At 65.8% G+C, this 23,475-nt stretch carries 31 protein-coding genes and 1 tRNA gene; 14 read left to right on the forward strand and 18 right to left on the reverse strand.

The annotated features are described in order from the left end of the window. From DFO63_RS05195 to DFO63_RS05210, 4 genes are all read left to right on the forward strand, one after another. Positions 1-327, forward strand: coding sequence for a hypothetical protein (locus tag DFO63_RS05195; protein ID WP_197588418.1), 327 nt, complete (start codon positions 1-3; stop codon positions 325-327). 169 nt (positions 328-496) lie between these two features. After that, complete coding sequence (locus DFO63_RS05200) at positions 497-883, forward strand: pilin (protein ID WP_233490793.1); 387 nt, start codon at positions 497-499, stop codon at positions 881-883. Positions 884-1,036: 153 nt separating this feature from the next. Further along, on the forward strand, positions 1,037-1,492 hold the full coding sequence (locus DFO63_RS05205; protein WP_101766430.1) for a pilin: 456 nt from the start codon (positions 1,037-1,039) through the stop codon (positions 1,490-1,492). 98 nt (positions 1,493-1,590) lie between these two features. Beyond that, positions 1,591-2,085, forward strand: a complete 495-nt coding sequence (locus tag DFO63_RS05210) for a pilin (RefSeq protein WP_119006557.1) — start codon at positions 1,591-1,593, stop codon at positions 2,083-2,085. A 465-nt stretch (positions 2,086-2,550) separates the two neighbouring features. On the opposite strand, the gene DFO63_RS05220 is transcribed toward DFO63_RS05210, so the two are convergent. Then, positions 2,551-2,808 carry a hypothetical protein gene (locus tag DFO63_RS05220; protein ID WP_101765843.1) on the reverse strand — a complete coding sequence of 86 codons (258 nt, stop codon included), beginning with the start codon at positions 2,806-2,808 and terminating at the stop codon, positions 2,551-2,553. Positions 2,809-3,202: 394 nt separating this feature from the next. Here DFO63_RS05220 and DFO63_RS05225 point away from each other — a divergent pair, with 394 nt between their 5' ends. The 4 genes from DFO63_RS05225 (at position 3,203) to DFO63_RS05240 (ending at position 4,739) form a co-directional block, all read left to right on the forward strand. Beyond that, positions 3,203-3,490, forward strand: coding sequence for a hypothetical protein (locus DFO63_RS05225; protein ID WP_101765844.1), 288 nt, complete (start codon positions 3,203-3,205; stop codon positions 3,488-3,490). A gap of 12 nt (positions 3,491-3,502) precedes the next feature. Continuing rightward, positions 3,503-3,736, forward strand: coding sequence for a DUF1653 domain-containing protein (locus DFO63_RS05230; protein WP_101765845.1), 234 nt, complete (start codon positions 3,503-3,505; stop codon positions 3,734-3,736). An 87-nt stretch (positions 3,737-3,823) separates the two neighbouring features. Beyond that, positions 3,824-4,393, forward strand: coding sequence for a TetR/AcrR family transcriptional regulator (locus tag DFO63_RS05235; protein WP_119006559.1), 570 nt, complete (start codon positions 3,824-3,826; stop codon positions 4,391-4,393). Positions 4,394-4,406: 13 nt separating this feature from the next. Beyond that, a complete protein-coding gene (locus DFO63_RS05240; protein ID WP_088026627.1) occupies positions 4,407-4,739 on the forward strand; it encodes an SMR family transporter in 333 nt (110 codons plus the stop codon). 22 nt (positions 4,740-4,761) lie between these two features. On the opposite strand, the gene DFO63_RS05245 is transcribed toward DFO63_RS05240, so the two are convergent. Together DFO63_RS05245 and DFO63_RS05250 are read right to left on the reverse strand one after the other, a co-directional pair. Next, the gene (locus DFO63_RS05245) at positions 4,762-4,935 is read right to left on the reverse strand and encodes a DUF1328 domain-containing protein (protein ID WP_005417836.1); all 174 of its coding nucleotides are present in this window, start codon (positions 4,933-4,935) and stop codon (positions 4,762-4,764) included. Positions 4,936-5,029: 94 nt separating this feature from the next. Then, positions 5,030-5,671 carry a LysE family translocator gene (locus DFO63_RS05250; RefSeq protein WP_119006989.1) on the reverse strand — a complete coding sequence of 214 codons (642 nt, stop codon included), beginning with the start codon at positions 5,669-5,671 and terminating at the stop codon, positions 5,030-5,032. A gap of 161 nt (positions 5,672-5,832) precedes the next feature. Between DFO63_RS05250 and DFO63_RS05255 the strand changes: the two genes are divergently transcribed. Beyond that, entirely contained in the window at positions 5,833-6,525 is a 693-nt protein-coding gene (locus tag DFO63_RS05255; RefSeq protein WP_119006560.1) for an aspartate/glutamate racemase family protein, read from the forward strand. 12 nt (positions 6,526-6,537) lie between these two features. Here DFO63_RS05255 and DFO63_RS05260 read toward each other — a convergent pair whose 3' ends face one another. Beyond that, positions 6,538-6,900, reverse strand: a complete 363-nt coding sequence (locus DFO63_RS05260) for a hypothetical protein (RefSeq protein ID WP_170871775.1) — start codon at positions 6,898-6,900, stop codon at positions 6,538-6,540. A 274-nt stretch (positions 6,901-7,174) separates the two neighbouring features. Here DFO63_RS05260 and DFO63_RS05265 point away from each other — a divergent pair, with 274 nt between their 5' ends. Continuing rightward, positions 7,175-7,690 (forward strand): DUF3011 domain-containing protein, encoded by a 516-nt coding sequence (locus DFO63_RS05265; protein ID WP_087923176.1) that lies wholly within the window; start codon positions 7,175-7,177, stop codon positions 7,688-7,690. An 86-nt stretch (positions 7,691-7,776) separates the two neighbouring features. Further along, positions 7,777-8,226 carry a GNAT family N-acetyltransferase gene (locus tag DFO63_RS05270; RefSeq protein ID WP_182474389.1) on the forward strand — a complete coding sequence of 150 codons (450 nt, stop codon included), beginning with the start codon at positions 7,777-7,779 and terminating at the stop codon, positions 8,224-8,226. Here DFO63_RS05270 and DFO63_RS05275 read toward each other — a convergent pair. The 11 genes from DFO63_RS05275 to thrS all read right to left on the reverse strand — a co-directional run bounded on the left by DFO63_RS05275 (position 8,205) and on the right by thrS (position 16,690). Continuing rightward, on the reverse strand, positions 8,205-8,546 hold the full coding sequence (locus DFO63_RS05275) for a phosphotyrosine protein phosphatase (RefSeq protein ID WP_049442387.1): 342 nt from the start codon (positions 8,544-8,546) through the stop codon (positions 8,205-8,207). The two genes, DFO63_RS05270 and DFO63_RS05275, sit on opposite strands and share 22 nt — an antisense overlap. Then, entirely contained in the window at positions 8,543-8,743 is a 201-nt protein-coding gene (locus DFO63_RS05280) for a hypothetical protein (protein WP_014037933.1), read from the reverse strand. Before DFO63_RS05280 ends, DFO63_RS05275 begins: the two co-directional genes overlap by 4 nt. A gap of 117 nt (positions 8,744-8,860) precedes the next feature. Next, positions 8,861-8,937, reverse strand: a tRNA-Pro gene (locus tag DFO63_RS05285). Positions 8,938-9,005: 68 nt separating this feature from the next. Further along, positions 9,006-9,362: a MerR family transcriptional regulator gene (locus DFO63_RS05290; RefSeq protein WP_005410431.1), complete on the reverse strand. Its 357-nt coding sequence runs from the start codon at positions 9,360-9,362 to the stop codon at positions 9,006-9,008. Continuing rightward, complete coding sequence (locus DFO63_RS05295) at positions 9,343-9,642, reverse strand: integration host factor subunit alpha (RefSeq protein ID WP_005410432.1); 300 nt, start codon at positions 9,640-9,642, stop codon at positions 9,343-9,345. Before DFO63_RS05295 ends, DFO63_RS05290 begins: the two co-directional genes overlap by 20 nt. A gap of 27 nt (positions 9,643-9,669) precedes the next feature. Further along, a complete protein-coding gene (gene pheT / locus DFO63_RS05300) occupies positions 9,670-12,051 on the reverse strand; it encodes a phenylalanine--tRNA ligase subunit beta (protein ID WP_101765849.1) in 2,382 nt (793 codons plus the stop codon). A gap of 121 nt (positions 12,052-12,172) precedes the next feature. Then, positions 12,173-13,168, reverse strand: coding sequence for a phenylalanine--tRNA ligase subunit alpha (locus DFO63_RS05305; RefSeq protein ID WP_014037935.1), 996 nt, complete (start codon positions 13,166-13,168; stop codon positions 12,173-12,175). Between the two features lie 194 nt (positions 13,169-13,362). Continuing rightward, a complete protein-coding gene (rplT, locus tag DFO63_RS05310; RefSeq protein WP_005410435.1) occupies positions 13,363-13,722 on the reverse strand; it encodes a 50S ribosomal protein L20 in 360 nt (119 codons plus the stop codon). Positions 13,723-13,733: 11 nt separating this feature from the next. Next, positions 13,734-13,931: a 50S ribosomal protein L35 gene (gene rpmI / locus DFO63_RS05315; protein WP_005410436.1), complete on the reverse strand. Its 198-nt coding sequence runs from the start codon at positions 13,929-13,931 to the stop codon at positions 13,734-13,736. 266 nt (positions 13,932-14,197) lie between these two features. Then, a complete protein-coding gene (gene infC, locus DFO63_RS05320) occupies positions 14,198-14,725 on the reverse strand; it encodes a translation initiation factor IF-3 (protein ID WP_074725076.1) in 528 nt (175 codons plus the stop codon). A gap of 63 nt (positions 14,726-14,788) precedes the next feature. Further along, positions 14,789-16,690, reverse strand: a complete 1,902-nt coding sequence (gene thrS, locus DFO63_RS05325) for a threonine--tRNA ligase (protein WP_119006561.1) — start codon at positions 16,688-16,690, stop codon at positions 14,789-14,791. Positions 16,691-17,118: 428 nt separating this feature from the next. On the opposite strand from thrS, the gene DFO63_RS05330 reads away from it, so the two are divergent. The 3 genes from DFO63_RS05330 to DFO63_RS05340 are packed head-to-tail and all read left to right on the forward strand — an operon-like array spanning position 17,119 to position 19,248. Further along, positions 17,119-17,415, forward strand: a complete 297-nt coding sequence (locus DFO63_RS05330; protein WP_014037937.1) for a hypothetical protein — start codon at positions 17,119-17,121, stop codon at positions 17,413-17,415. Next, positions 17,415-17,678, forward strand: coding sequence for a hypothetical protein (locus DFO63_RS05335; RefSeq protein ID WP_075677153.1), 264 nt, complete (start codon positions 17,415-17,417; stop codon positions 17,676-17,678). Before DFO63_RS05330 ends, DFO63_RS05335 begins: the two co-directional genes overlap by 1 nt. Before the next feature lie 10 nt (positions 17,679-17,688). After that, positions 17,689-19,248, forward strand: coding sequence for a PepSY-associated TM helix domain-containing protein (locus DFO63_RS05340; RefSeq protein WP_101765850.1), 1,560 nt, complete (start codon positions 17,689-17,691; stop codon positions 19,246-19,248). Between the two features lie 24 nt (positions 19,249-19,272). Here the strand turns inward: DFO63_RS05340 and DFO63_RS05345 are convergent, their stop codons facing one another. The 3 genes from DFO63_RS05345 to pnp all read right to left on the reverse strand — a co-directional run bounded on the left by DFO63_RS05345 (position 19,273) and on the right by pnp (position 23,347). Continuing rightward, a complete protein-coding gene (locus tag DFO63_RS05345; protein ID WP_101765851.1) occupies positions 19,273-19,677 on the reverse strand; it encodes a VOC family protein in 405 nt (134 codons plus the stop codon). A gap of 90 nt (positions 19,678-19,767) precedes the next feature. Next, positions 19,768-20,958, reverse strand: a complete 1,191-nt coding sequence (locus DFO63_RS05350) for a glycoside hydrolase family 18 protein (RefSeq protein WP_119006562.1) — start codon at positions 20,956-20,958, stop codon at positions 19,768-19,770. 280 nt (positions 20,959-21,238) lie between these two features. Then, positions 21,239-23,347 (reverse strand): polyribonucleotide nucleotidyltransferase, encoded by a 2,109-nt coding sequence (gene pnp / locus DFO63_RS05355; protein ID WP_014037942.1) that lies wholly within the window; start codon positions 23,345-23,347, stop codon positions 21,239-21,241. Positions 23,348-23,475 lie beyond the last annotated feature (128 nt).

Here is a 23,475-nt window from a genome sequence, read left to right on the forward strand (position 1 = left end):
ATGCAGATCAACGGCGCGCAAGCCGTCGCCCTGGTCGACTTCGAAAGCGGCATGCTGCTGGGTGACGCCGGCTCGGGCGTGGACATGGAACTGGCGGCAGCCGGAAACACCGAGGTGCTGCGCGCCAAGATGAAGACGGCCGAAGCGCTGAACCTCAACGACAACATCGAAGACGTGCTGATCACTCTGGGTCGGGCGTACCACGTGCTGCGCCCGGTGTCGGCCAAGAAGGGCCTGTTCTTCTATGTGGTACTGGACCGGCAGAAGGCCAATCTTGCCCTCGCCCGGCGCATCGTACTGGACGTGGAAAGTTCGCTGGCGCTGTAACGCGAGGCAACGATAGACAGGGGATCGGAATGCCGGGGCTGCTCTGGGGAGAGCGGCCCCGGCCTGCAGTTGCGCCGCGCGCCCTTCTCAACCGCAGGAGCTGCCGTCCATGCGCCCTCGATCAACCACCCAGCCGACACATCACCCGCGGCACTACCGACGATGGACTTTGGTCAGCATCGTCGCCGGACTGACAGCCATCTACGCACTACTGCTGTGTGCGCCCCGCCTGGATGACGATGCCAGCCGAACCCGGCTTCGCGATGCGGCCAACGTGCTGGGCGGCGCCATCGCCGCCGTGGAAAACAGCTACGCCGAAGGTGATCTCACCGTGACCGACCCGCACCTCGGCCTGCCTGCCAGCGCCGCACACTGCGCGCGCCTGCGTGCATCGCTGCCCGATACCGGCCGCGCAGTACTGACCTGTGATCTACACCAGGAGGGCAGCGTGCGATGGCGGCGAACCCCTGCGGGCGAATGGAGATGCACTGCAAGCACGGCCGATGTGCATGCAGTGCCGACGCCGTGCCCCACGGAGCTACGGCGTACTTTCTGATTAATTGCAAAACAATCGTGCAGTTACTCAACAGGTTCGACTTTACCAGTTCTTGAATATACCCACTGCTGCACACGTGATTTTCTATGGCTGCGCCGCGAATGATCGCTTCGTGGCCGAACCCAGGAAACCGCCATGTCACAGAGGATTATCATGAATACCGTACCCGGCCCGACACCCCGCGCAGGCACAGGCCCATCCCGGCAGAAGGGTTTTTCCCTTGTTGAGCTCATGGTGGTGGTGGCGATCATCGGGATTCTCGCGATGATTGCCCTGCCGCAGTATCAGCGGTTCTCGGCCAAGGCAAAGCTGGCTGGCGCGCTCGCGGAGGTCGCCGGCGGGAAAGTTGGCGTCGAATCCCTATTGGCTGAGGGCAGCGATATCACAACGCCTGCATCGATTGGCCTGCCCGAGACCAGTTCCCGCTGCGATGCGATTGCGGTAACGACCGATGTCACCAACGGAGCTACGAGCATCAACTGCGAGCTCAAGAACGACGCTGCAATCGGCAGTGGCAACCTGACCTTGGATCGCGACTCGGAGGGCGTCTGGCTCTGCAGGAGCGACATCTCGGACCAGAGCCTGCTTCCCCAGGGCTGCCAGGCCTGATCACGGGCGCATGCCACTGCGCGGGCTGCTCAACCTGCCCACAGTCGCATGCGCCTTTCCATTGCGTGCGCCATCCACGATTCAACGTTGATTTCCTGATGCAGGAACCGATGAAAAAGAAAATATCAAAGGCTGGCTGCGGATCGAATCACGCACACCACCAGCGCGGATTCTCTCTGATCGAACTCATGGTGGTCCTGGCCATCATCATGATTCTCTCGCTGATCGCAGTCCCGCAATACAAGAAGTTCTCTACCCGATCCAAGCTGGCGGCGGCCCTGGCCGAACTGGCCGGCGGGAAGGCGGGAGTAGAGGCGTGGCTGGCCGAACGGGGTGATCTCTATGGCTCAGACAACCGCAAGCTGGGACTACCGGAGAGCAGTGAGCGCTGTGAAACCATCGCAACACGTATTCGTGCGGATGGCGGCCTCGAGATCGATTGCCTGCTGCGATTCGACACTGGCTACAACGTGGGGACATGGCGAAACAACCTGGTGCTGATCAGGGACTCGGGCAGCCATGAATGGCGCTGCTGGACTGCCATCCCCTATTACGACCTCCTGCCCAAAGGCTGTGGCCCCGACAATCCGTAGCCTGCATGCACACACTTCAAGCTGTTGACGCTTCGCCACTCCATTCAGGCAGCGGCGCCTGCGAAAGCCGGTCAGCCCCGGCCCCCACCCTCGTCATCGCCGATGCAAATCCCTGGGTCCGACGCGAACTGATACACAGCGCCCTCCCCTACCTGGGCGGTAAAGCCCTCGGCGAAGCACGCTCGCCCGCAGAGGTCCTGACCCAGATCGCCAGCCCGCGATGCAAGGCACTGATCATCGATCCCTGCATGCCGACTGTGGGCCAGGTCGACGGCATGCCACTGCTACGCCGCATCTGCTGCCTGCGCAGGGATCTGCTCATCCTCGTCCTGGCCCAACAACCCTTGCGCGTATTGCAGGATCGCGCCCTGCCGGCGCAGATCGGTCATGTCTATGCCAAGACGGTCAATCCATCGTGGCTGAGCCATTTCGTAAGCCAGGCAGTGCGCGAGGGATCATCTGGCGTTACGCCACCGGCGCAGGATTCAGCCCGATAGCCGGCCCGGAGGCAATCGCCAACGCCTCGAAGTGCACGGCATCCACGCTGCTGCCCAGCGCCTCCACGCGCACCGTGCTGCGCTGGCCGGTCCGGCGATGGTGGGCGCTGGCCCGGCCAACCGCGGCGTCGAACGCTGCGGCGCCGGTGTTGAATGCTTCGGCCAGGCCCGCAGCGGGGTCCAACAGGGACCACTGCGCGGCACTGCACTTGACGGTAATGACCATGGGAGGCTCCTTGTGGGAAAAGGCGCAGGGCGCTTGCCCTTCTGCTGATGACGTCACCCTAGCCAGCCCATCAGGGTGGTCCCATCAGATAAGTACGAAAAACCCGCGCCAGTGCGTCAGAACCCCACCCTCGTCACATCCCTGAGCCCGTTTAGCCCGTTCATTTCGTGATCCTTGTCACGGAGTCAGCCTGACTTCACACTATCGTCATCAACAGGGGCCCCTTCCACATGCGCACCTTCTTCTCACAGCAGCGCTGGACGTTGCTGAAGTTCTATTTCGTGGCCAGCTATCTGATCCTGATCGAAGAGCTGGTCCGCGCCGCCGTGCACTGAGCGCTTGCCGCTAGGGTATTTGCGACACAAACTGTCGCTTTAGGCACGGAGCCCGCCCGATGAAAGCGCTATTTCTGATTCCCGCCCTGCTGGTGCTGTCCGCCTGTGCCAGCCCGGACAAGGCGGCGACCGCGCGTGCCGATGCCAACGCGACGTCGACGGCCACGCCCGTGGTGGGTGGTGATCGCGATGCGCATGGCTGCATCGGTTCAGCCGGCTACCAGTGGTGCGAGCACAGCCAGCGCTGCGAGCGTCCCTGGGAGCTGGCACAGGCACAGGGCCTGGCCAACACCGCCGAGGCCATCGACGCGTACTGCGCCACGCCGGCCAGCCCGGCGCGCAAGTGAGCACGCTCCGTCATGGCTGAATTGAGTCCCCTGCCCGACCTCGCCCGTGGCCGGTATCGCCACTTCAAGGGCGGCGAGTACGAAGTAATCGACATCGTCCGCAGCAGCGAGACACTGGAACCGCTGGTGCTGTACCGCGCCCTGTATGGCGAAGGCGGCCTGTGGGTGCGCCCCTACCCGATGTTCATCGAACAGGTGCCCGGCGAGCACGGCCCACAGCCCCGCTTCGCACGCGTCGACGGTTGAATCCACGCTGCCGGCCCGGGTCGGCAGCCACGGCGCGGTGGCAGGCCTGCGCTACAATCGTACCGTCCAGTCGGTTTCTTCCCGCCCATGTCCGCATCCCCTTCCCGTTCGCGCCGCAAGGCGCCCGACAGCGTGCGCCAGTCATTGCTGCAGGCCACCATCACAGTGATCGGCCAGCATGGACTGGCGGCACTGACCGTACAGGATGTCGCGCGCGCGGCCGGGGTCAGCAAAGGCGCGTTGTTCCACCATTTCAGCAGCAAGCAGGTGCTGGTCGATGAAGCCATCGCCACACTCATCGCCGACTTCGAAGCGCAGGTGCGCGGCCTGATGGAAGGCAGCCCCCGCCATGGCTGCTTCAGCCGCGCCTACGTACGAGCCAACTTCGATCACCTGCTGCAGCAGGAGCGGGACAACGACATCGGCCTGACCCTGGGCAACATGCTCGAACCCGCCCTGCTTGCCCAGTGGGGCGCATGGCTGCGACGCATGCTGGCTGAATTCCCTGATGAAGCCTCCGACCCGCGCCTGTATGCGGCGCGCTGCGTGGCCGACGGCTACTGGGCCACCGCCTACGGTCGTCCGCTGGATGAAGAAGAACGCCTCAATGCACTGGCCATGGCCGAGCAGGCCCTGAAACTGTGCGACCCGCTGTGAGCCGGAGCCTGCGATGAATCCCTACGTCTATCTCGCCGCCGCGATCGTGCTGGAAGTGATCGCCACATCACTGCTGAAGGCGTCCGACGGCATGAGCCGACTGGCACCGACGCTGGGCGCGCTGGTCGGCTACGGACTGTGCTTCTACCTGCTGTCGGTGACCATGAAATCGATACCGACCGGCATTGCCTATGCCATCTGGTCCGGCGTCGGCATCGTGCTGATCTCGCTGATCGGCCTGGTGGTGTTCAAGCAGCGCCTGGACGCACCGGCGCTGATCGGCATCGGCCTGATCTGTGCCGGCGTACTGGTGATCAACCTGTTCTCGCGCAGCAGCGCGCACTGAACCCGCTGCTGCGCGACAGGCGCTAGCTGACCTTCTTGGCCACGCTCATGCCGATCAGGAACAGCACCACGGCGATGATGATGCCGGCCCAGAACAGGAACTTGGCTATGCCCACGGCGGCACCGGCAATGCCGCCGAAGCCCAGCACGCCCGCGATGATGCCGATGATGGCAAAGATGATGGCCCACTTGATCATGTCAGTCCTTTCCCCGCAGGGAATGCAAACGGTGTGATCAGGCTAGGCCGCCGCCGATGCGGCAGTCGTGAACAGGCCGCGTGCGCGGCGTGAATCAGCGCGGCCGGAAGCGCAGCAGGGCCACTGCGAAGGCCAGGAACACGCTCCCCACCAGCCGCTCGAACCAGCGCCGTGCGAAGGGTTTGGCCAACCAACGGCGCAGGCCATGGCCACCGGCGGCATACATCACGTACCAGAACAGTTCGCAGGTCGCGAAGGTCGCTACCAGCACGCTGTACTGCACGGCCTGGCTGCGCGACGGGTCGACGAACTGCGGCAGGAACGCTGCCGCGAACAACAACAACTTGGGATTGCTCAGGCCAACCCACAGGCCGCCGCGGAACACCTTCCCCGCGCCGTGCACCGGCGCCAGCACGACCTCTGCATCGTTGGTCACCGGCGGTGCCGGCCGGGTGCTGTCACGCCACGCCTTGATGCCCAGCCAGGCCAGGTAGGCCACGCCGAGATAGCGCAGCACCTCGAACAGCATCGGCGAAGAATGCAGCAATGCGCTCAGGCCCGCAGCGGATGCGGCCAGCACCAGCAGCATCGCCAGCAGGCAGCCGGCCATCGCCGGCACGCTGCCACGAAACCCCAGCCCGACGCTGCGGCCAAGGATATGCAGCATGTTCGGCCCGGGCGTCCCGCACAGCACGAAGACCGTGGCCAGGAACCACCACCAGGTATGCAGGGCCATGCCGGTTTCCACTTCAGAAGACGGCACCAGCATAGGGCACCCATGCAGGATGCGGCACATACAGCGTGCGGTGGATGCAACGGTTACAGATGCCGGCGCCCGTGCACGGCATTGCCATGGCCATCTGTGCTGCAATGGCCCCCTCTGGCATGGAGCAGTGCATGAAGACCCTCGGCCTGATCGGCGGCATGAGCTGGGAAAGCTCGGCGCAGTACTACCGGCTCATCAACGAGGCGGTGCGGCAGCGCCTCGGTGGCGCGCACTCGGCACAGCTCCTGCTGTGGTCGGTGAACTTCGCCCCGATCAAGCAGTTGCAGCATGACGGCGACTGGGATGCGCTGGGCGACCATATGGCCGACGCCGCACGACGCCTGCAGGCCGGTGGCGCTGAGCTGCTGGTGATCTGCACCAACACCATGCACACGCTGGCCGGCCGGATCGAAGCCGAGTGCCCGTTGCCTCTGCTGCATATCGCCGACCCGACCGCCGCTGCGATCCTCCAGGCTGGCATCCGCAAGGTGGGGCTGCTCGGCACTGCCTTCACCATGGAGCAGGCGTTCTACCGCGACCGGCTGCAGGAGCGTTTCGGGCTGCAGGTACTGGTTCCGGAGGCCGATGATCGCCGTAGCGTGCACGACATCATCTACCAGGAGCTGATCGCCGGCGTGGTCAGTGAACACTCGCGGCAGGTCTATGCAGGCGTGATCGCGCGCCTGGTCGCGCGCGGTGCCGAGGCCATCATCCTCGGTTGTACCGAGATCATGCTGCTGGTGCGCCCCGAAGACAGTGCGGTGCCGCTGTTCGACACCACCACCCTGCACGCGCTTGCGGCGGTGGACGCAGCGCTGGCCTGACCCTGCGCGCGGTCAGCCCTCGCCCTGCACTTCCAGTGCGGTGATCAGCCAATCGACCACCGCCTGTGAATCACACAGGAAGAAGATGGCATCGCCCGAACGCGCTTCGGTCAGCAGCCGATAGACGGTGATCGCCACCGCCGACTGGTTGGCGATGAACACTTCCGGGCTGCGCGGCCCCTCGCTGTGGCCGGCCACGGCATGCAGCGCCTTGCGCGCAGCCACGGTGGCGGCGGGGTCTGCGCTGCGGGTCAGTTCCGGCCCGCGCAGGCCCCACGCAATGAACACATGCTTGCCCTTGAACGTGGTGTCCAGGACACGCACCTGCCCGGCCTCTGCGCCAGCCGAGCGATGAATGACGGTACTGCTGATCAACGCAACCCCCTGTGGTCGTCGTGGTCCGCGCATCCTCCTCCACAAGCCGGCTGCACGCCAGTGACGGCAACCACAGGCGGTGCCGGCAAGCGTGGGAGACATGTAAGAAGGTGTAAGCCGATGCGATCGGATGTGCAGCGATGATAAGGGATGTAAGGCCCTGCATGGGCCCGTGCGCACTACTAAATCCCCACTGAGCCAGCGCCGGAACGATCCGTTCCGACAGCCTCGGGCTGGTCCATTCTTGCGGCCCGTTCCCCTGCCGAGGCTCTCCATGACCCATCGCCTGCTGCTGCCGATCGCCGCCTCTTCCCTGGCCCTGCTGCTGGCCGCCACCACGGTGGCCGCCCAGGATTACGACAGCGATCACATTCCGCCGCTGCGCTGCGAGTCGCAGTTCAACAAGACCCAGCAGTGCCCGATCGAAGGCCGCATGCGCCTGGCCAGGCAGCTGTCGGTCACCCGCTGCGTCGAGGACAGGAACTGGGGCCAGAGCCGCCGCATGCTCTGGGTCACCGACGGCTGTCGCGCCGAGTTCGTGGCCGACGAACATGGACGCGGCCGCTGGCCGGGGCGCGGCCGGGATGGTGACCGCGACGACGACGGCGAGCGCCTGGTCTGCGAGTCCTACGAGCAGAAGGACAAGGAATGCCGCATCCGCGTGCGTCGCGAGGTGCGCCTGGTCAAGCAGAAATCGGTGACCCCCTGCATCGAGGACCGCAACTGGGGCTGGGACCGACGCGGCGTGTGGGTCAGCGATGGCTGCCGTGCAGAGTTCCGTGTGTATTGACTGCCGTCCACACGCTGGCTGCGGCGGATCGGCAGGCACGGCCGAGGTGATCGATAGACTGGGCGCACCCACCCCAGGAGCCTTCGATGGTGCCGCCCGATCCCTCCGCGACAATGCTGCACATCCGCAAGGCAATGCTCGCCGATGTTCCCGCGTTGATCGCACTCGACAGCGCTGCGGCCCGTGATCCGCAACGCGCACGGCAGATCAGCGACTGGCAGGCCAGCGGTGGCATGCACGTGGCAGAACGCGCCGGCCAGCTGGCCGGTTACCTGGTCATCCATCGTCACTTCTTCGGCGAAGCCTTCGTCGAGATGCTGATGGTGGCGCGCGAACATCGCAGCCAGGGCGTCGGCGCCGCCCTGCTGCGCCATGCCATCGCGCTGCAGGGCCAGGGCAAGCTGTTCACTTCGACCAATGCCTCCAATGCCGGTATGCAACGCCTGCTCGCCGCCTCGGGCTTCATCGACAGCGGCATCGTGCATGGCCTGGACGAAGGCGATCCGGAGCTGATCTACCGCTTTGCCGGCAGCTGATCCAGATACGTAGTTACCTTGGCGTCCAGCAGGTCCATCAACAGCGGATCCATGCAGCGATAGTCGTCGGGGATGTCCAGGCAATGCAGGCGCTTGTGTTCCAGCAGGCGCGCGTACGCGGCCTGCAGGCGATGCTGGTGCTTGGCCTCCATCACGAAGATGACATCGGCCCAGCGGATGTCCGCCGGGCCGATGGGGCGTCGCGCATGCGGGCTGGTGCCGGCCGACAGCGCGGCGAAGCCGGGCCGCCGTCGCCACATGGCTTCGGCGGTCGGGCTGCGCAGCTGGTTGCGGCTGCAGACGAACAGCAGGTTGATCATTCCTGTTCCTGCAGTTGGCGGGCGCTGAGCACCGGATAGGTGAAGCCTAGCTGGCGTGCACGCGCGAGCTTGGCATCGCGCGTATACAGCAGCTTCCAGTTCTTTTCGGGCTTGTAGCTGTAGGCGGTCGTGGCGCGGTCGCCACCGCGGTTGCGGGCCTGGCTGCGACGCCAGGCACGGTTTCTTGCAGATTCCATGATGTGTTCTCGTAAGTACCGGGTTCAGCAGCCGCGGTAGTACGAGTGGCGCGCAGCATACACCGCACGCACAAAAAAGCCCACGCATCGCTGCGCAGGCTTCTTGATTCATCACAGTGGTCGGGACGGCCGGATTCGAACCGACGACCCTCTGCCCCCCAGGCAGATGCGCTACCAGGCTGCGCTACGCCCCGACTGATGCTGCGATGTGCCCGCCAGTGCGGCGGGCCGTGAAGTATAGCGGATTACGATGGAAATGGGATCAGCGGCGCAGCAACTGCAGCACTTCTTCCAGCTCCATGCGCACCTGCTTGATGATCTGGTTGCTCAGTGCCGATTCCTCGCGGGCATCGGGACCGTCCAGACGCAGGCGTGCACCACCGATGGTGTAGCCCTGTTCGTACAGCAGGCTGCGGATCTGCCGCACCATCAGCACGTCGTGGCGCTGGTAGTAGCGGCGGTTGCCTCGGCGCTTGGCCGGCTCAAGGCTGGGAAACTCGGTTTCCCAGTAGCGCAGCACGTGCGGCTTGACGTCGCACAGCTCGCTGACCTCACCGATGGTGAAGTAGCGCTTGGCCGGGATCGGCGGTAGTTCGCGGTTACTGCCCGGATCCAGCATAAGCTTCCACCCTCTCCTTGAGCTTCTGGCCCGGACGGAAGGTGACCACCGTACGGGCGGAAATCGGAATTTCCTCGCCGGTCTTGGGGTTGCGACCCGGGCGCTGGTTCTTGCGCCGCAGATCGAAATTACCGAAGCCCGACAGCTTCACCTGACGTCCCTGTTCCAATGCTTCACGCAGCACATCGAAAAACGCGTCGACGAATTCCTTGGCTTCCCGCTTGTTCAGACCGACTTCGTCGAACAGCTTTTCCGCCATCTCCGCCTTGGTCAATGCCATTGCCTGCTACCCCCGAGTGCTGCCCGCTCAGCCGCGGATCCGGGCGTGGTGTTCACGCTCGATGGCAGTGACCGCCTCGGCCACCACCGCATCCACGTCGCGGTCCGTCAGAGTGCGCGACTTGTCCTGCAAAATCAAGCCCATAGCGAGACTCTTGAATCCCGGCTCGACGCCCTGGCCGACATAGCGGTCGAACAGGTTCAGGTCGCGCAGCAGCGGCCCGGCGGCCTGGCGTACGGTGGCCGCCAGATCGGCCCAGGCCACCTGTTCAGGCACCAGGAACGCCAGGTCGCGGCGCACCGCCGGGAAGCGCGACAGTTCGCCGGCACGCGGCAGGCGGCGGGCGGTCAGCGGCTCCAGGTCCAGCTCGAAGGCATAGACGTCCGCTTCGATCTCCATCGCCTTGGCCAGGCGCGGGTGGATCTGGCCGATCCAGCCGATCGACACGCCATCGCGGAACACCTCGGCCGAACGCGCCGGGTGGCCGTAGGCGCGCGCCGACGGGCGGAACTCCAGCTGCGCGCCACTGGCGGCCGCCAGCGATTCCAGGTCGCCCTTCAGGTCATGGAAATCGACCTTGCGGGTCGGCAGGCCCCACTGCACCGCCTGCGCGTCACCACAGACCGCAGCGGCCACGCGCGGGGTCTCCAGCGGCGCCGGTTGGCCGTCTCCGGCCTGCTGGGCGAACACGCGGCCCAGCTCGAACAGGCGCACGCGGCCGAGCTGGCGGGCAGCGTTGCGGCCCAACGTGGCGACCAGGCCCGGCAGCAGCGACGGGCGCATCACCGCCAGTTCGGCCGACAGCGGGTTGGCCAGCGGCACCAGGCCGTCGCGCAGCTGCCACTGGGTCAGCAGCGCATCGTCGACGAAGGCGAAATTGACGGTTTCCTGCTGGTCACGGGCGATCAGCTGGCGGCGCACGCTCAGCGCGTCCAGCTGGGTCTCGCTCGGCATCGCCACGCGCGAGGCACCGCCCGGCAGCGTGGTCGGGATCTGCTCGTAACCGTGGATGCGGGCCAGCTCCTCGATCAGGTCTTCTTCGATGGCGATGTCGAAGCGGCGGCTCGGCGCGGCCACCTGCCAGCCATCGGTGGTGGCGACCACGTCCATGCCCAGCGCGCGCAGGATGCGCTCGACTTCCGCATCGTCGATGGTGATGCCGAGCACGCGGGTGATGCGGGCGCGGCGCAGCACGATGGTTGCCGGCTGCGGCAGATCGGCTTCACGCACGGCCTCGGTGACCGGCGCCGGGGTACCCCCAGCCAGGTCCAGCACCAGGCGGGTGGCGTACTCGATCGCGGTACGCGGCAGCGCCGGATCAACGCCGCGCTCGAAGCGGTGGCCGGCATCGGTGTGCAGGCCCAGCTTGCGGCCACGGCCCATGATCGCGGCCGGCGCGAAGTGCGCAGCTTCCAGGAACACTGCAGTGGTGGCGTCGGTGACACGGGTGTCGAAACCGCCCATCAGGCCGGCCAGGCCGACCGCACGATCGGCGTCGGTGACCACCAGGAAGCTGTCGTCCAGCGCGGCATCGCGGCCGTCCAGCAGCTTCAGGCTCTCGCCAGCGCGCGAACGGCGCACGGCGATGCTGCCCTGCAGGGTGCCGAGGTCGTAGGCGTGCATCGGCTGGCCCAGTTCCAACATCACATACTGGGTGATGTCGACCAGCAGCGAGACCGGGCGCACGCCGCTGCGGCGCAGGCGTTCGGCCATCCACAACGGGGTCTTGGCAGCGGCGTTGACGCCTTCGATGACACGGCCCAGGTAACGCGGCGCTTCGGCGCCGGCGTCGAGCTGGATGCTCAGCTCACGGCTGCCGGCCGCCGGAATGGCGTCGGCGGCGAACGCCAGCACTTCGCTGCGGGTGGCGGCGGCGACGTCGTAGGCGATGCCGCGCAGGCTGAAGCAGTCGGCGCGGTTCGGGGTCAGCTTGATCTCGATGCTGGCGTCCGGCAGGCCCAGGTAGTCGACCAGGGCCTGGCCGACCGGGGCGTCATCGGGCAGTTCCAGCAGGCCGGAGGCATCGTTGTCCAGGCCCAGCTCCTTGGCCGAGCACAGCATGCCGTTGGACTCGACGCCGCGCAGCTTGGCCGGCTTGATCTTCAGTTCGCCGATCTGCGCACCGACCATTGCCAGCGGCGCGACCAGGCCCGGGCGCGCATTCGGCGCACCGCAGACGATCTGCAGCAGCTCCCCCTGCCCGGCATCGACCCTGCACACCTGCAGGCGGTCGGCTTCCGGATGGCGTACAGCTTCGACGATGCGTGCCACGACCACGTGCTCGAGGCCCTCGCCCAGCGCGGTCACTTCTTCCACTTCCAGGCCAATGGCGGTCAGCACCGCGCTCAGTTCATCGCGCGAGGCGCCGGTCGGGACATGGCTGCGCAGCCAGTTTTCGGAGAATTTCATGGTGTCACCCTGGTGGGAGGCGTGCCTCCCGTTGCGGTTTTTGTGGTCGCCCAGCGCATGCGCAGGGAGGCGTCCATCCAGAAAAGCAGCCGAGCATGGCTCGGCCCTACACGGTTGCGGCTTACGCGAACTGTTTCAGGAACCGCACGTCGTTCTCGAAGAACGCGCGCAGATCGTTGACGCCGTAGCGCAGCATCGCGAAGCGCTCCACGCCCATGCCGAAGGCGAAGCCGGTGTAGCGCTCCGGATCGATGCCGACGTTGCGCAGCACGTTCGGATGGACCATGCCGCAGCCGAGCACTTCCAGCCAGCGGGTGCTGCCATCGGGCTGCTGCCAGGCGATGTCCACTTCCGCGCCCGGTTCAACGAACGGGAAGTAGCTGGGGCGGAAGCGCATCTCGAAGTCGCGCTCGAAGAACGCACGCACGAACTCGGCCAGCGTGCCCTTCAGGTCGGCGAAGGTCGAATGCTCGTCCACCAGCAGGCCTTCCACCTGGTGGAACATCGGCGAATGGGTCTGGTCGCTGTCGCTGCGGTACACCTTGCCGGCGGCGATCATGCGCAGCGGCGGCGCGTGGTCGCCCATGTAGCGCACCTGCACGCCCGAGGTGTGCGTGCGCAGCAGGCGGCCGTCGCCGAAGTAGAAGGTGTCGTGCATGGCGCGCGCCGGGTGGTGCGGCGGGAAGTTCAGCGCCTCGAAGTTGTGCCAGTCGTCCTCGATCTCCGGCCCTTCAGAGAGCTCGTAGCCCAGCCGGCCGAAGATGCCGGTGATGCGCTCCAGGGTGCGGGTGATCGGATGCAGGCCGGCACGGTCGCCGTTGCGGCCCGGCAGGGTGATGTCGATGGTTTCGGCGGCCAGGCGCGCATCCAGTGCCGCGTCTTCCAGCAGCGCCTTGCGCTCGCCCAGCGCGCGGGTCAGCGCGTCGCGGGCCTGGTTGATCGCTTCACCGGCGGCCTTGCGCTCGTCGGCCGGCAGGGCGCCGAGCTGCTTGAGCTGCGAGGTGATGCTGCCACTCTTGCCAAGCAGGGCCACGCGCAGCTGTTCCAGCACGTCGGGGCTCTGGGCGGCGGCCACATCGGCCAGCGCCTGGGTGGTGAGGGATTGGATGTCGCTCATGGGGGGGCCGGAACTCCAGTCGATCTGCCATCGCGATGCGCGAAGGGCCGACCCCTGTCGCCACCGCCGTCCCCGCGCTGCCGCTGTGGCCTCGCCGGGACCCAAAAAAGAATGGGGAAGGACTTGCGCCCTTCCCCATGCATTGCCTTGACCTGACACCGTTCCGAGTGAACGGTTACGGCATCGGGAAGGACTTATGCCGCCAGCGCGCCCTTGGCCTTTTCGGCCAGCGCAGCAAAACCAGCTGCGTCGTGCACGGCGATGTCAGCCAGGACCTTGCGATCCAGGGTGATGCCGGCCTTCAGCAGACCGTTCATGAAGCGGCTGTAGCTCAGGCCGTTGATGCGGGCAGCCGCATTGATACGGGTGATCCACAGCGAACGGAAGTTGCGCTTCTTCTGCTTACGGCCGATGTAGGCGTACTGCTGTGCCTTGATGACCGCCTGCTTGGCGACGCGGAAGACCTTGCGACGGGCGTTGTAATAGCCCTTGGCGAGATCCAGAATCTTCTTGTGGCGGCGACGCGCCTGTACGCCACGCTTAACTCGTGCCATTTTTCAGTTCCTCAGAGGTAAGGGAGCATGCGGTCCAGACGGCCGGCGTCTTCTGCACGGACATGGCCCGTCTGACGCAGATTACGCTTACGCTTGGTCGCTTTCTTCGTGAGGATGTGGCTACGGTTGGCGTGGCCGCACTTGTACTTGCCCGAGGCGGTCTTGCGGAAACGCTTGGCCGCTGCCCGGTTGGTCTTGATCTTGGGCATTGCAATGTCCTTGATGGGATATGACCCTGGTTTCTGACTGATCTGGCGGCGGCCTGGGCCGCTCTTTCCGTCCTGCCATGATCGGCGTACGACCCGTCCTGGGTGGGTCGAGCCGGGCATGATACAGGCAAAACCGCCCTGCCACCAGCCCCTGCAACCCTTTCGCCGGCAATTCACCGGCTTCCTGCAAAAGCAAAGGGACGCCCATGGCGTCCCTTTACCCTGAACCATTCAGCCAGGCGCCCCGGAAGGCGGCCCGTCAGGCCTCAGGTCTTCTTCTTCGGCGCGATCATCATGACCATCTGACGCCCTTCCAGGCGCGGACGGGATTCAATGACGATGTCCTCACCCAGATCGGTCTCGATCCGGTTGGCCATTTCGCGACCCAGTTCCTGGTGGCTCATTTCACGGCCACGGAAACGGATGTTGACCTTGATCTTGTCACCATCTTCAAGGAACCCGCGCATCTTGCGCAGCTTGATCTGGTAGTCGCCCTCGTCCGTGACCGGACGGAACTTCACTTCCTTGATCTCGACCTGCTTGGTCTTCTTCTTGGCCTCGCTGGCCTTCTTCTGCGCTTCGAACTTGAACTTGCCGAAGTCCATGATCTTGCAGACCGGCGGATCGGCCTGCGGCTGGATTTCGACCAGGTCCAGGCCTTCATCTTCGGCCATGGACAGCGCTTCGTCGCGCGACAACACGCCGATCATTTCTCCGTCACTGCCGATCACGCGGACGCGCGGCACACGGATTTCCTGATTCTTGCGGTTCTGTTTGTTGTCAGGGGTGCTGATATTACGTTCTCCCAAGGGTATCGAACCGGTCCGGGTGCCTGTGCCCCCGGACCGGACCTTTGCTTACGCGCCCTCGGCGTGGAGCCGCTCGATGAAGGCCTGCAGGCTCATGCTGCCCAGGTCTTCGCCAGAACGCGTACGCACCGCTACAGCGCCGTTTTCCTTCTCGCGGTCACCAATGACCAGCAGGTACGGCACGCGCTGCAACGTATGCTCGCGGATTTTATAGCCGATCTTCTCGTTACGCAAATCCGAGCTGACGCGGAAGCCTTGCTCCGCAAGGGTTTTGGTCACGCCCGAGACGTATTCAGCCTGAGCGTCGGTGATGTTGGCCACCACCACCTGGGTCGGCGCCAGCCAGGCCGGGAACTGGCCGGCGTGGTGCTCGATCAGGATGCCCAGGAAGCGCTCCATCGAGCCGACGATGGCCCGGTGCAGCATGACCGGGTGCTTCTTCTGGCTGTTTTCGTCCACGTACTCGGCACCCAAGCGGCCCGGCATCATGAAGTCGACCTGCATGGTGCCCAGCTGCCAGGTGCGGCCGATGGCGTCCTTCAGGTGGTACTCGATCTTCGGGCCATAGAAGGCGCCCTCGCCCGGCAGCTCCTGCCATTCCACGCCACAGCTGGACAGCGCCGAGCGCAGCGCGCCCTCGGCCTTGTCCCAGGTGGCGTCGTCGCCCAGACGCGATTCCGGGCGCAGCGCGATCTTGATCTGGATCTCATCGAAGCCGAAGTGCTGGTAGACCGCCAGCGCCTGCTGGTGGAACGCGGTCACTTCCGACTCGATCTGGCTCTCGGTGCAGAACACATGGCCGTCGTCCTGGGTGAAACCACGCACGCGCAGGATGCCGTGCAGCGCGCCGGACGGCTCGTTGCGGTGGCAGGAACCGAACTCACCGTAGCGGATCGGCAGGTCGCGATAGCTGTGCAGGCCCTGGTTGAACACCTGCACATGGCCCGGGCAGTTCATCGGCTTGACCGCGTAGGTACGCTTCTCCGACTCGGTGAAGAACATGTTGTCCTGGTAGTTGTCCCAGTGGCCGGACTTCTTCCACAGGCTCACGTCCAGGATCTGCGGGCAACGCACTTCGCCATAGCCGCTGCTGCGGTAGACCTTGCGCATGTACTGCTCGACCACCTGCCACAGCGCCCAGCCCTTCGGGTGCCAGAACACCAGGCCCGGGGCCTCTTCCTGCAGGTGGAACAGGTCCTGCTGCTTGCCGATGCGGCGGTGGTCGCGCATCTCGGCTTCCTCGATGCGCTTGATGTACGCCTCGAGTTGCTTCTTGTCGGCCCAGGCGGTGCCATAGATGCGCTGCAGCTGCTCGTTCTGCGCGTCGCCGCGCCAGTAGGCGCCGGAGATGCGGGTCAGCTTGAAGGCCTTCAGGAAGCGCGTGTTCGGCACGTGCGGGCCGCGGCACATGTCCACGTATTCCTGGTGGTAGTACATGCCCATCGCCTGGATGTCGTCGGACATATCCTCGATCAGGCGCAGCTTGTAGTCCTCGCCACGGGCCTTGAAGATCTCGATCACTTCGGCGCGCGGCGTCACCTTCTTGATGACGTCGTAGTCCTGGGCGATCAGCTCACCCATGCGCTTCTCGATCGCGGCCATGTCGTCCGGGGTGAACGGGCGCTCGGAGTAGATGTCGTAGTAGAAGCCCTCGGCGATCACCGGGCCGATCACCATCTTCACGTCCGGGTACAGCTGCTTGACGGCGTGGCCAACCAGGTGGGCGCAGGAGTGGCGGATGATCTCCACGCCCTCCTCGTCCTTGGCGGTGATGATGCGCAGGCTGGCATCGTGGTCGATGACGTCACTGGCATCGACCAGCACGCCATCGACCGAACCGGCGATGGTGGCCTTGGCCAGGCCGGCACCGATCGACTGGGCGACGTCCATGACGCTGACGGGATTTTCGAACTCGCGGCGGCTGCCGTCGGGAAGGGTAATGTTGATCATCGCATTGGCTTCGTGCGGGGCCCGCGGGGCGGGCTGGAAAGCGTTCCCGGGCCATTGCCCGGGCAATAAAAAAGCGCCGCGAGGGCGCCTGGAACACAGGGCCTTCGGGGGCAGGTCAACAGTGGGCGGTGGTAGTGCTCATGTCGCACGCTCGGCCGGCGCTGGGCGCGGGCCACCTTGTTCCAGTCAGGGTTCTGCGACGATCTTAAACCAGCGCACCGGAAAGCCCAAGGGCTACCGTACGGTCCGCTGAATGGCCAGCGCTGGCGGCGTGAAAACGCAATGATTACCATGTCCGCGCAGCCCGCCCCGTGCCAGCCTGCCCGCTTCCCCCAGGACCTCGTGATGCGCCACCCGCTCCGACCGGCTCCCGCCGGCCCCGCCCGTGTCCCGCGTTCGCCGGCCCGCTGCCAAGGCGGCCGCCCGCAATGATCACCGTCGGCCTTTCCACGCTGGGCTTCTGCAGCCTGGGCATGCTGGCGGCGATGTTCTCGGTGCTGGCGTTCTATGCCGCCTCGCCGCACTGCCGCTGGCCGCGCCTGCGCCGCGCCGGCCGCCTCGGCCGCCAGATCGGCCTGGTCGCCGCCGCTGCCGCGTTGTGGCTGTGGATGGCCGAACTGGGCTTTGCTGCTGGCCTGGTGGCGATGCTGTGCACCTGGATGCTGGCCGCGATGCTGCTGCCAGCCCTGGCCGCCTGGCATCGCCCGGGCACGGAGTCGCCCTGATGTGGCCGCGCGCCTTCGCCGGCATCGTGGCCGGCTTCTTCCTGGCCGCTGCCGTGACCGGGCTGGTGACCTGGCTGCCGCCAGGCCCCTGGCAGAACGCGCTGGTGCCCAGCCTGATCACGTTCATCCCGCTGTGGATGCTGGCTGCCCTGTGGGCGTTCAGCTTCCGCAGCGCGCTGCGCGCCTGGGTGACTCTGGCCGGCAGCGCTGCGGCCGGCTTTGCCGTGCTGACGCTGCTGCGCCTGACCGGCGCGGTGCAATGAGACCCACCCCATGAAGTTCAGCTCGCAGACCCTGCGTACGTTCACCACCCTGCACACCTGGGTCGGCCTGGTTGCCGGCTTCGGCCTGTTCGTGGCTTTCTACGCGGGTGCGCTGACCCTGTTCCACCACGACCTGCCGCTGTGGCAGACGCCCGGTGCAGCCACCGCGTTGCCGGCGGGCCTGGACGACGCGCAGTACCTGCTGGAAGACGTGCTGGCGACACACCCGGAAGCCCGCCGCCACGTCGGCATGACTTTCCCCGGCGCCGAGCATCCACAACCACTGGCCTACTGGCAGGCCGATGACGGCAGCTGGCGCTATGCCTGGCCGGGTCAGATCGCCGGCAGCCCGACGCCGCCACAGACCGGGCTGGCCGAACTGGTCAACGAACTGCATTACAGCCTCGGACTGCCGGTGGCCGGTATCTACGTGATGGGCATCGTCAGCCTGCTGTATGGCATGGCGCTGCTGAGCGGCCTGGTGATCCACCTGCCGAAGCTGTTCGGCGACCTGTTCGCGCTGCGCCCGGGCCGCAACCTGAAGCAACTATGGCAGGACGCGCACAACGTGATCGGCGTGCTCAGCCTGCCCTTCCATCTCATGTTCGCGGTCACTGGCGCCCTGCTCTGCCTGGTGTTCGTGCAGATGGCCCTGCTCAACCCGCTGATCTACGACGGCAAGGCCCTGCAGGCGGTACCGACCGCAATGGACACCGCGCCGGTGCGCGACGCCAGCGGCATCCCGGCACCGCCGGGCAGCCTGCGCCTGCTGCATGCGCGCGCGCTTGACGTGGCCCGCGCACAGGGCGTGGCCAACTTCGAACCGGCCTACCTGAAGCTGGCCAACGCCGGCGATGCCAACGCCACGATCGAGATCACTGGTGAATCCACCGGCACACTCGGGCCGCTCGGTTCGGTGGCCCTGGACGTGGCCACCGGCAACGTTCTGGCCTCCCAGCTGCCGGGCCAGCGCGATGCCAACCACGCCACGCTCAGCGCCGCCTATGCCCTGCACTTCGGCGAGTTCGGCAACGGCGTGGTGGTCTGGCTGTACTTCCTGCTCGGCCTCGGCGGTGCGTTCCTGTTCTACTCCGGCAACCTGTTGTGGATCGAGTCGCGGCGCAAGCGTCGCCAGCCGCAACAGCCGCGTGCCGGGGTGAACATGGCGCGGGCCACGGTCGGCGTGTGCATCGGCCTGTGCGTGGCGATCTCGGTCGCGTTCGTCACCGCACTGGTGCTGGAGCGGCTGGCACCGTCGGCGGTCGACCACGGCATCCGCTGGGCCTGCTTCGGCAGCTGGGCAGCCTGTGCGCTGTGGGCTGCACTGCGCCGACCCGCGCAGGCCGCGCGCGAGCTGCTGTGGGCCGCAGCAATCAGCACTGCACTGGTGCCGGTCCTGCACGGTGCACTCAATGGTGACTGGCTGTGGCGCGCCGCCGCGCGTGGCCAGTGGCCGCTGTTCTGGGTCGATGCCATCGCGCTGGCCATGGCCTTCGGCTTCGCCCGCCTGGCCGTCGCCAGCCAGCGCCGCGCCCGCAGCGGCGACCCCAACAGTGTCTGGGCCAACTGAGTCTTCGCCGGGCATCGCCCGGCGCTACCGCTGCGGGTGTTCTTCGCCCGGGTAACGACTCACTTCGATCAGGTTGCCATCCGGGTCGCGGAAGTACACCGATTCGATCGGCCCCAGCGCGCCAGTACGTGCGACCGGCCCCTCCTCAACTGCAACGGACTGCGCCTGCAGGTGGGCCAGCACAGTGGTCGTCGCCGTGCGCGTGACCAGGCACAGATCGGCGCTGCCCGGCATGGGCCGCAGCGCATGCGGTTGCAGCGGGGCGCTGGCCGGATGCAGGTTGATCTTCTGCTGGCCGAACTGCAGCGCGGTACGACCGGCGCCGAAGCGCACGACCTGCATGCCGAGCACGCGCTGGTAGAAATCACAGCTGCGGTCGATGTCGGCGACGGTGAGGACCAGGTGGTCCAAGCGTTCGAGATGGATCATGCCCGCAGCGTAACGCTGCGGGCATGGACATGCTGTGCGGCGTTCGGCCGATGGCGTTGCGTCGTTGCGCCGGACATCGCCTGATACAGCTCAATCGCCGATGCGCGCCTTCTGCCAGGGGCCCAGCATGGCGTTGAGCAGGCTGGCCTGCTCGTCGTCGCCGGTCAGCTCCCACATGAACACCCCGGCCAGGCCCTGCTCGCGGGCGAACTGCGCACGCAGGCCGATCGAGCGCGGGTCTTCATAGCTGATGAAGATCTTCTGCCCGGCGTTGTACAGCCACGGGCTCTGCGCTTGCGGCTGCCAGTGCTTCGTCCAGCCCGGCTGGTCGAGATAGCGTGCCTTGATCACCCGCCAGTCGCCGGCGTCGGCCGGTGCGCTGTAGGGCTGGTACAGGCCATCCGGCGCATCGCCGGTGACCTTGAAGCCGCGCCCGTAGAACGGCACACCCAGCACCAGCTTGTCGGCCGGCACACCGTGCTCGCGGTAGTACTGCACCGCGCCGGCGACGTTGTTCCAGCGCCGCAGTTCCGGCGCCAGCGGATCGGCTGGCACTTCATGCAGGGGCGCATTGAACGTCGATACCGCCGAGAAGCCGGTGCCCATGTCGTAGCTCATCAGGTTGATGAAATCGAACACCCTGGCCAGCGCCGGCAGGTCATAGCTTGCGGCTGGATCGTAGGGGCCATCGGTCTGCAGGCGACCGGCGGCCAGTGCGGCAGTCAGCAGCATTGGCTGCCCCACCTTGCGACCGCGCGCATCGAGTGCCTGTCGGAAGCCCTGCGCGAGCTTGGTCAGATTGGCGCGATCCTGCGGGCGATGTGCCAGCTCCTTCGGTCCGCCACTGACCGGAAATTCCCAGTCGATGTCCACGCCGTCGAAGCTGCCGGCATGACGCTCGAAGAACAGCGCCATGCATGAGTCGACGAGGCGCTTGCGGCTGGCCTCGGTCAGCGCTGCATCGGAGAAACCGCCCGCGCCCCAGCCACCGATCGAGATCAGCGTGCGCAGGTGCGGGTGGGCCTTTTTCAGCTCAGCCAGTGCAGCGAGATTCTTTTGTGCTTCAGCGCCGATGGTGCAGCGGCCGTCCTCGATGGTGGAGAACGCATAGAACAGATGGGTGAGGCGCTCGGCGGGAATGCTCGACACCGGATAGCGCTCGGCCGAGCTGCCGGGGTAGTAGGCACCGAAGATCGGCGGCTGCGCCGGAGCGGCGTGCGCAGCGATGGGCAAGGCACCGGCAATCAGCACGGCAAGGACGGCCACGGTCTGGCGGAACATGGGATCTCCCGGTTCGAAGGCGCAGCCACGTTAGCAAACGGATGGGGCTGTGGGACGGTTGTCGTGGCATGTCGTCCAGTGGACAGGTGCGATCCGCGCAACCGTGACAGAACGATGGCCACGTGGCGGCGCTCACGCACTGCGGCAGGACATGCAGCGACCCGGATGAACGGCTCTTCATGACATCGAGGCAAAGAAAAAGCGGGCCGAAGCCCGCTTTCTCATTTGCGAAAGCGTGAGGACCAACGGTCCTCACCCACCGCACAATCAGCAGTACCGATTACTCGGCGCTGACGGCGTCGCCTTCTTCCACGGCCTTCATCGACAGGCGGATACGGCCCTGCTTGTCGACTTCCAGCACCTTGACCTTGACCACATCGCCTTCCTTCAGCACGTCGCCGACCTTCTCGACGCGATCGCTGGAGATCTGCGACACGTGGACCAGACCGTCCTTGCCCGGCAGGATCGTGACGAACGCACCGAAGTCCATGATCTTGGCGACCTTGCCTTCGTAGATGCGGCCCGGCTCGACGTCCGAGGTGATCTGCTCGATGCGGGCCTTGGCGGCCTGGGCAGCGATGGCATTGACCGACGCGATGACGATGGTGCCGTCGTCCTGGATGTCGATCTGGGTGCCGGTTTCCTTGGTGATGGCCTGGATGGTCGAGCCACCCTTGCCGATCACTTCGCGGATCTTGTCCGGGTGGATCTTGATGGTCAGCAGGCGCGGCGCGTAGTCCGACAGCTCTTCACGCGGAGCGGTCAGGCCGTGGGCCATCTCGCCCAGGATGTGCAGACGGCCAGCCTTGGCCTGCTGCAGAGCCTGCTTCATGATCTCTTCGGTGATGCCTTCGATCTTGATGTCCATCTGCAGGGCGGAAATGCCCTCAGCGGTACCGGCCACCTTGAAGTCCATGTCGCCCAGGTGATCTTCGTCACCCAGGATGTCGGACAGGACGACGAAGCGCTCGCCTTCCTTGACCAGGCCCATGGCGATACCGGCCACCGGCGCCTTCACCGGCACGCCGGCGTCCATCAGGGCCAGCGACGAGCCGCAGACCGAGGCCATCGACGAGGAACCGTTCGACTCGGTGATTTCCGAGACGACGCGAATGGTGTACGGGAAGGATTCCAGCGACGGCATGACAGCCAGCACGCCGCGCTTGGCCAGGCGGCCGTGGCCGATTTCGCGGCGCTTCGGGCCCATCATGCGGCCGCACTCACCCACCGAGAACGGAGGGAAGTTGTAGTGGAACAGGAAGTTTTCCTTGTACTCACCGGCAACGGCATCGATGACCTGGCCATCACGGGCGGTGCCCAGGGTGATGGTCACGATGGCCTGGGTTTCGCCACGGGTGAACAGCGAGGAACCGTGGGTACGCGGCAGCACGCCGGTCTTCACGGCGATCGGGCGGACAGTGTCCAGCGCACGGCCGTCGATACGGACCTTGGTGTCCAGCACGGAGTCACGCATGGTGCGGTATTCCAGCTCGCCGAATTCCTTCGACAGCTCGGCCGGGTTCCAGCCTTCAGCGGCCACGCGGCCAGCCAGGGTTTCAACCACGTCCTTCTTGATCGCCGAGATGGCATCGCGGCGCTGCAGCTTGTCACGCACCTGGAAGGCTTCGCCCAGGCGCGGGCCGATGGCTTCCTTCAGGGCAGAGATCAGCGCGTCGTTCTTGGCCGGGGCTTCCCAGGTCGACGGCTTGGTGCCGGCTTCGACGGTCAGCTCGTTGATCGCGTTGATGACCTTCTGCATTTCGCGGTGACCGAAGGTCACGGCGCCCAGCATCACTTCTTCGGACAGCAGCGCGGCTTCGGATTCAACCATCAGCACGGCGTTGGAGGTACCGGCGACGACCAGCTCCAGCTGCGAGTCAGCCAGTTCGCTGACGGTCGGGTTCAGGATGTACTCGCCGTTCTTGTAACCGACCTTGGCCGCGCCGATCGGACCCATGAACGGGGTGCCAGCCAGGGCCAGGGCAGCCGAAGCACCGATCAGGGCCGGGATGTCACCGTCCACGTCCGGGTTCAGCGACATCACCGTGGCGATGATCTGCACTTCGTTCTTGTAGTCTTCCGGGAACAGCGGGCGGATCGGACGGTCGATCAGACGCGAGATCAGGGTTTCCTTCTCGGTCGCACGGCCTTCGCGCTTGAAGAAACCACCCGGGATACGGCCGCCGGCGTAGAACTTTTCCTGATAATCGACGGTCAGCGGGAAGAAGTCCTGGCCTTCGCGCGCGCTCTTGGCGGCGACGGCGGTGACCAGCAGTACGGTGTCGTCCATCTTGACGATGACGGCGCCGCTGGCCTGGCGGGCGACTTCGCCGGTCTCAAGCGTGACGGTGTGCTTGCCGTACTGGAAGGTTTTGGTGATTTTTGCCACGGAGGGTGTCCTTGGGGATGCTGTCTGCGAATTTGGACCGTCGGCGACCCATGCCGCCAGCGGGTGGCCGGATCGTTCCGGCCTGAATCGGGGATTGCGGTGCTACAAAACAAAACCGCGGCGCATCG

This window comes from Stenotrophomonas sp. AG209 (assembly GCF_003550055.1).
Classification (GTDB): Bacteria; Pseudomonadota; Gammaproteobacteria; order Xanthomonadales; family Xanthomonadaceae; genus Stenotrophomonas.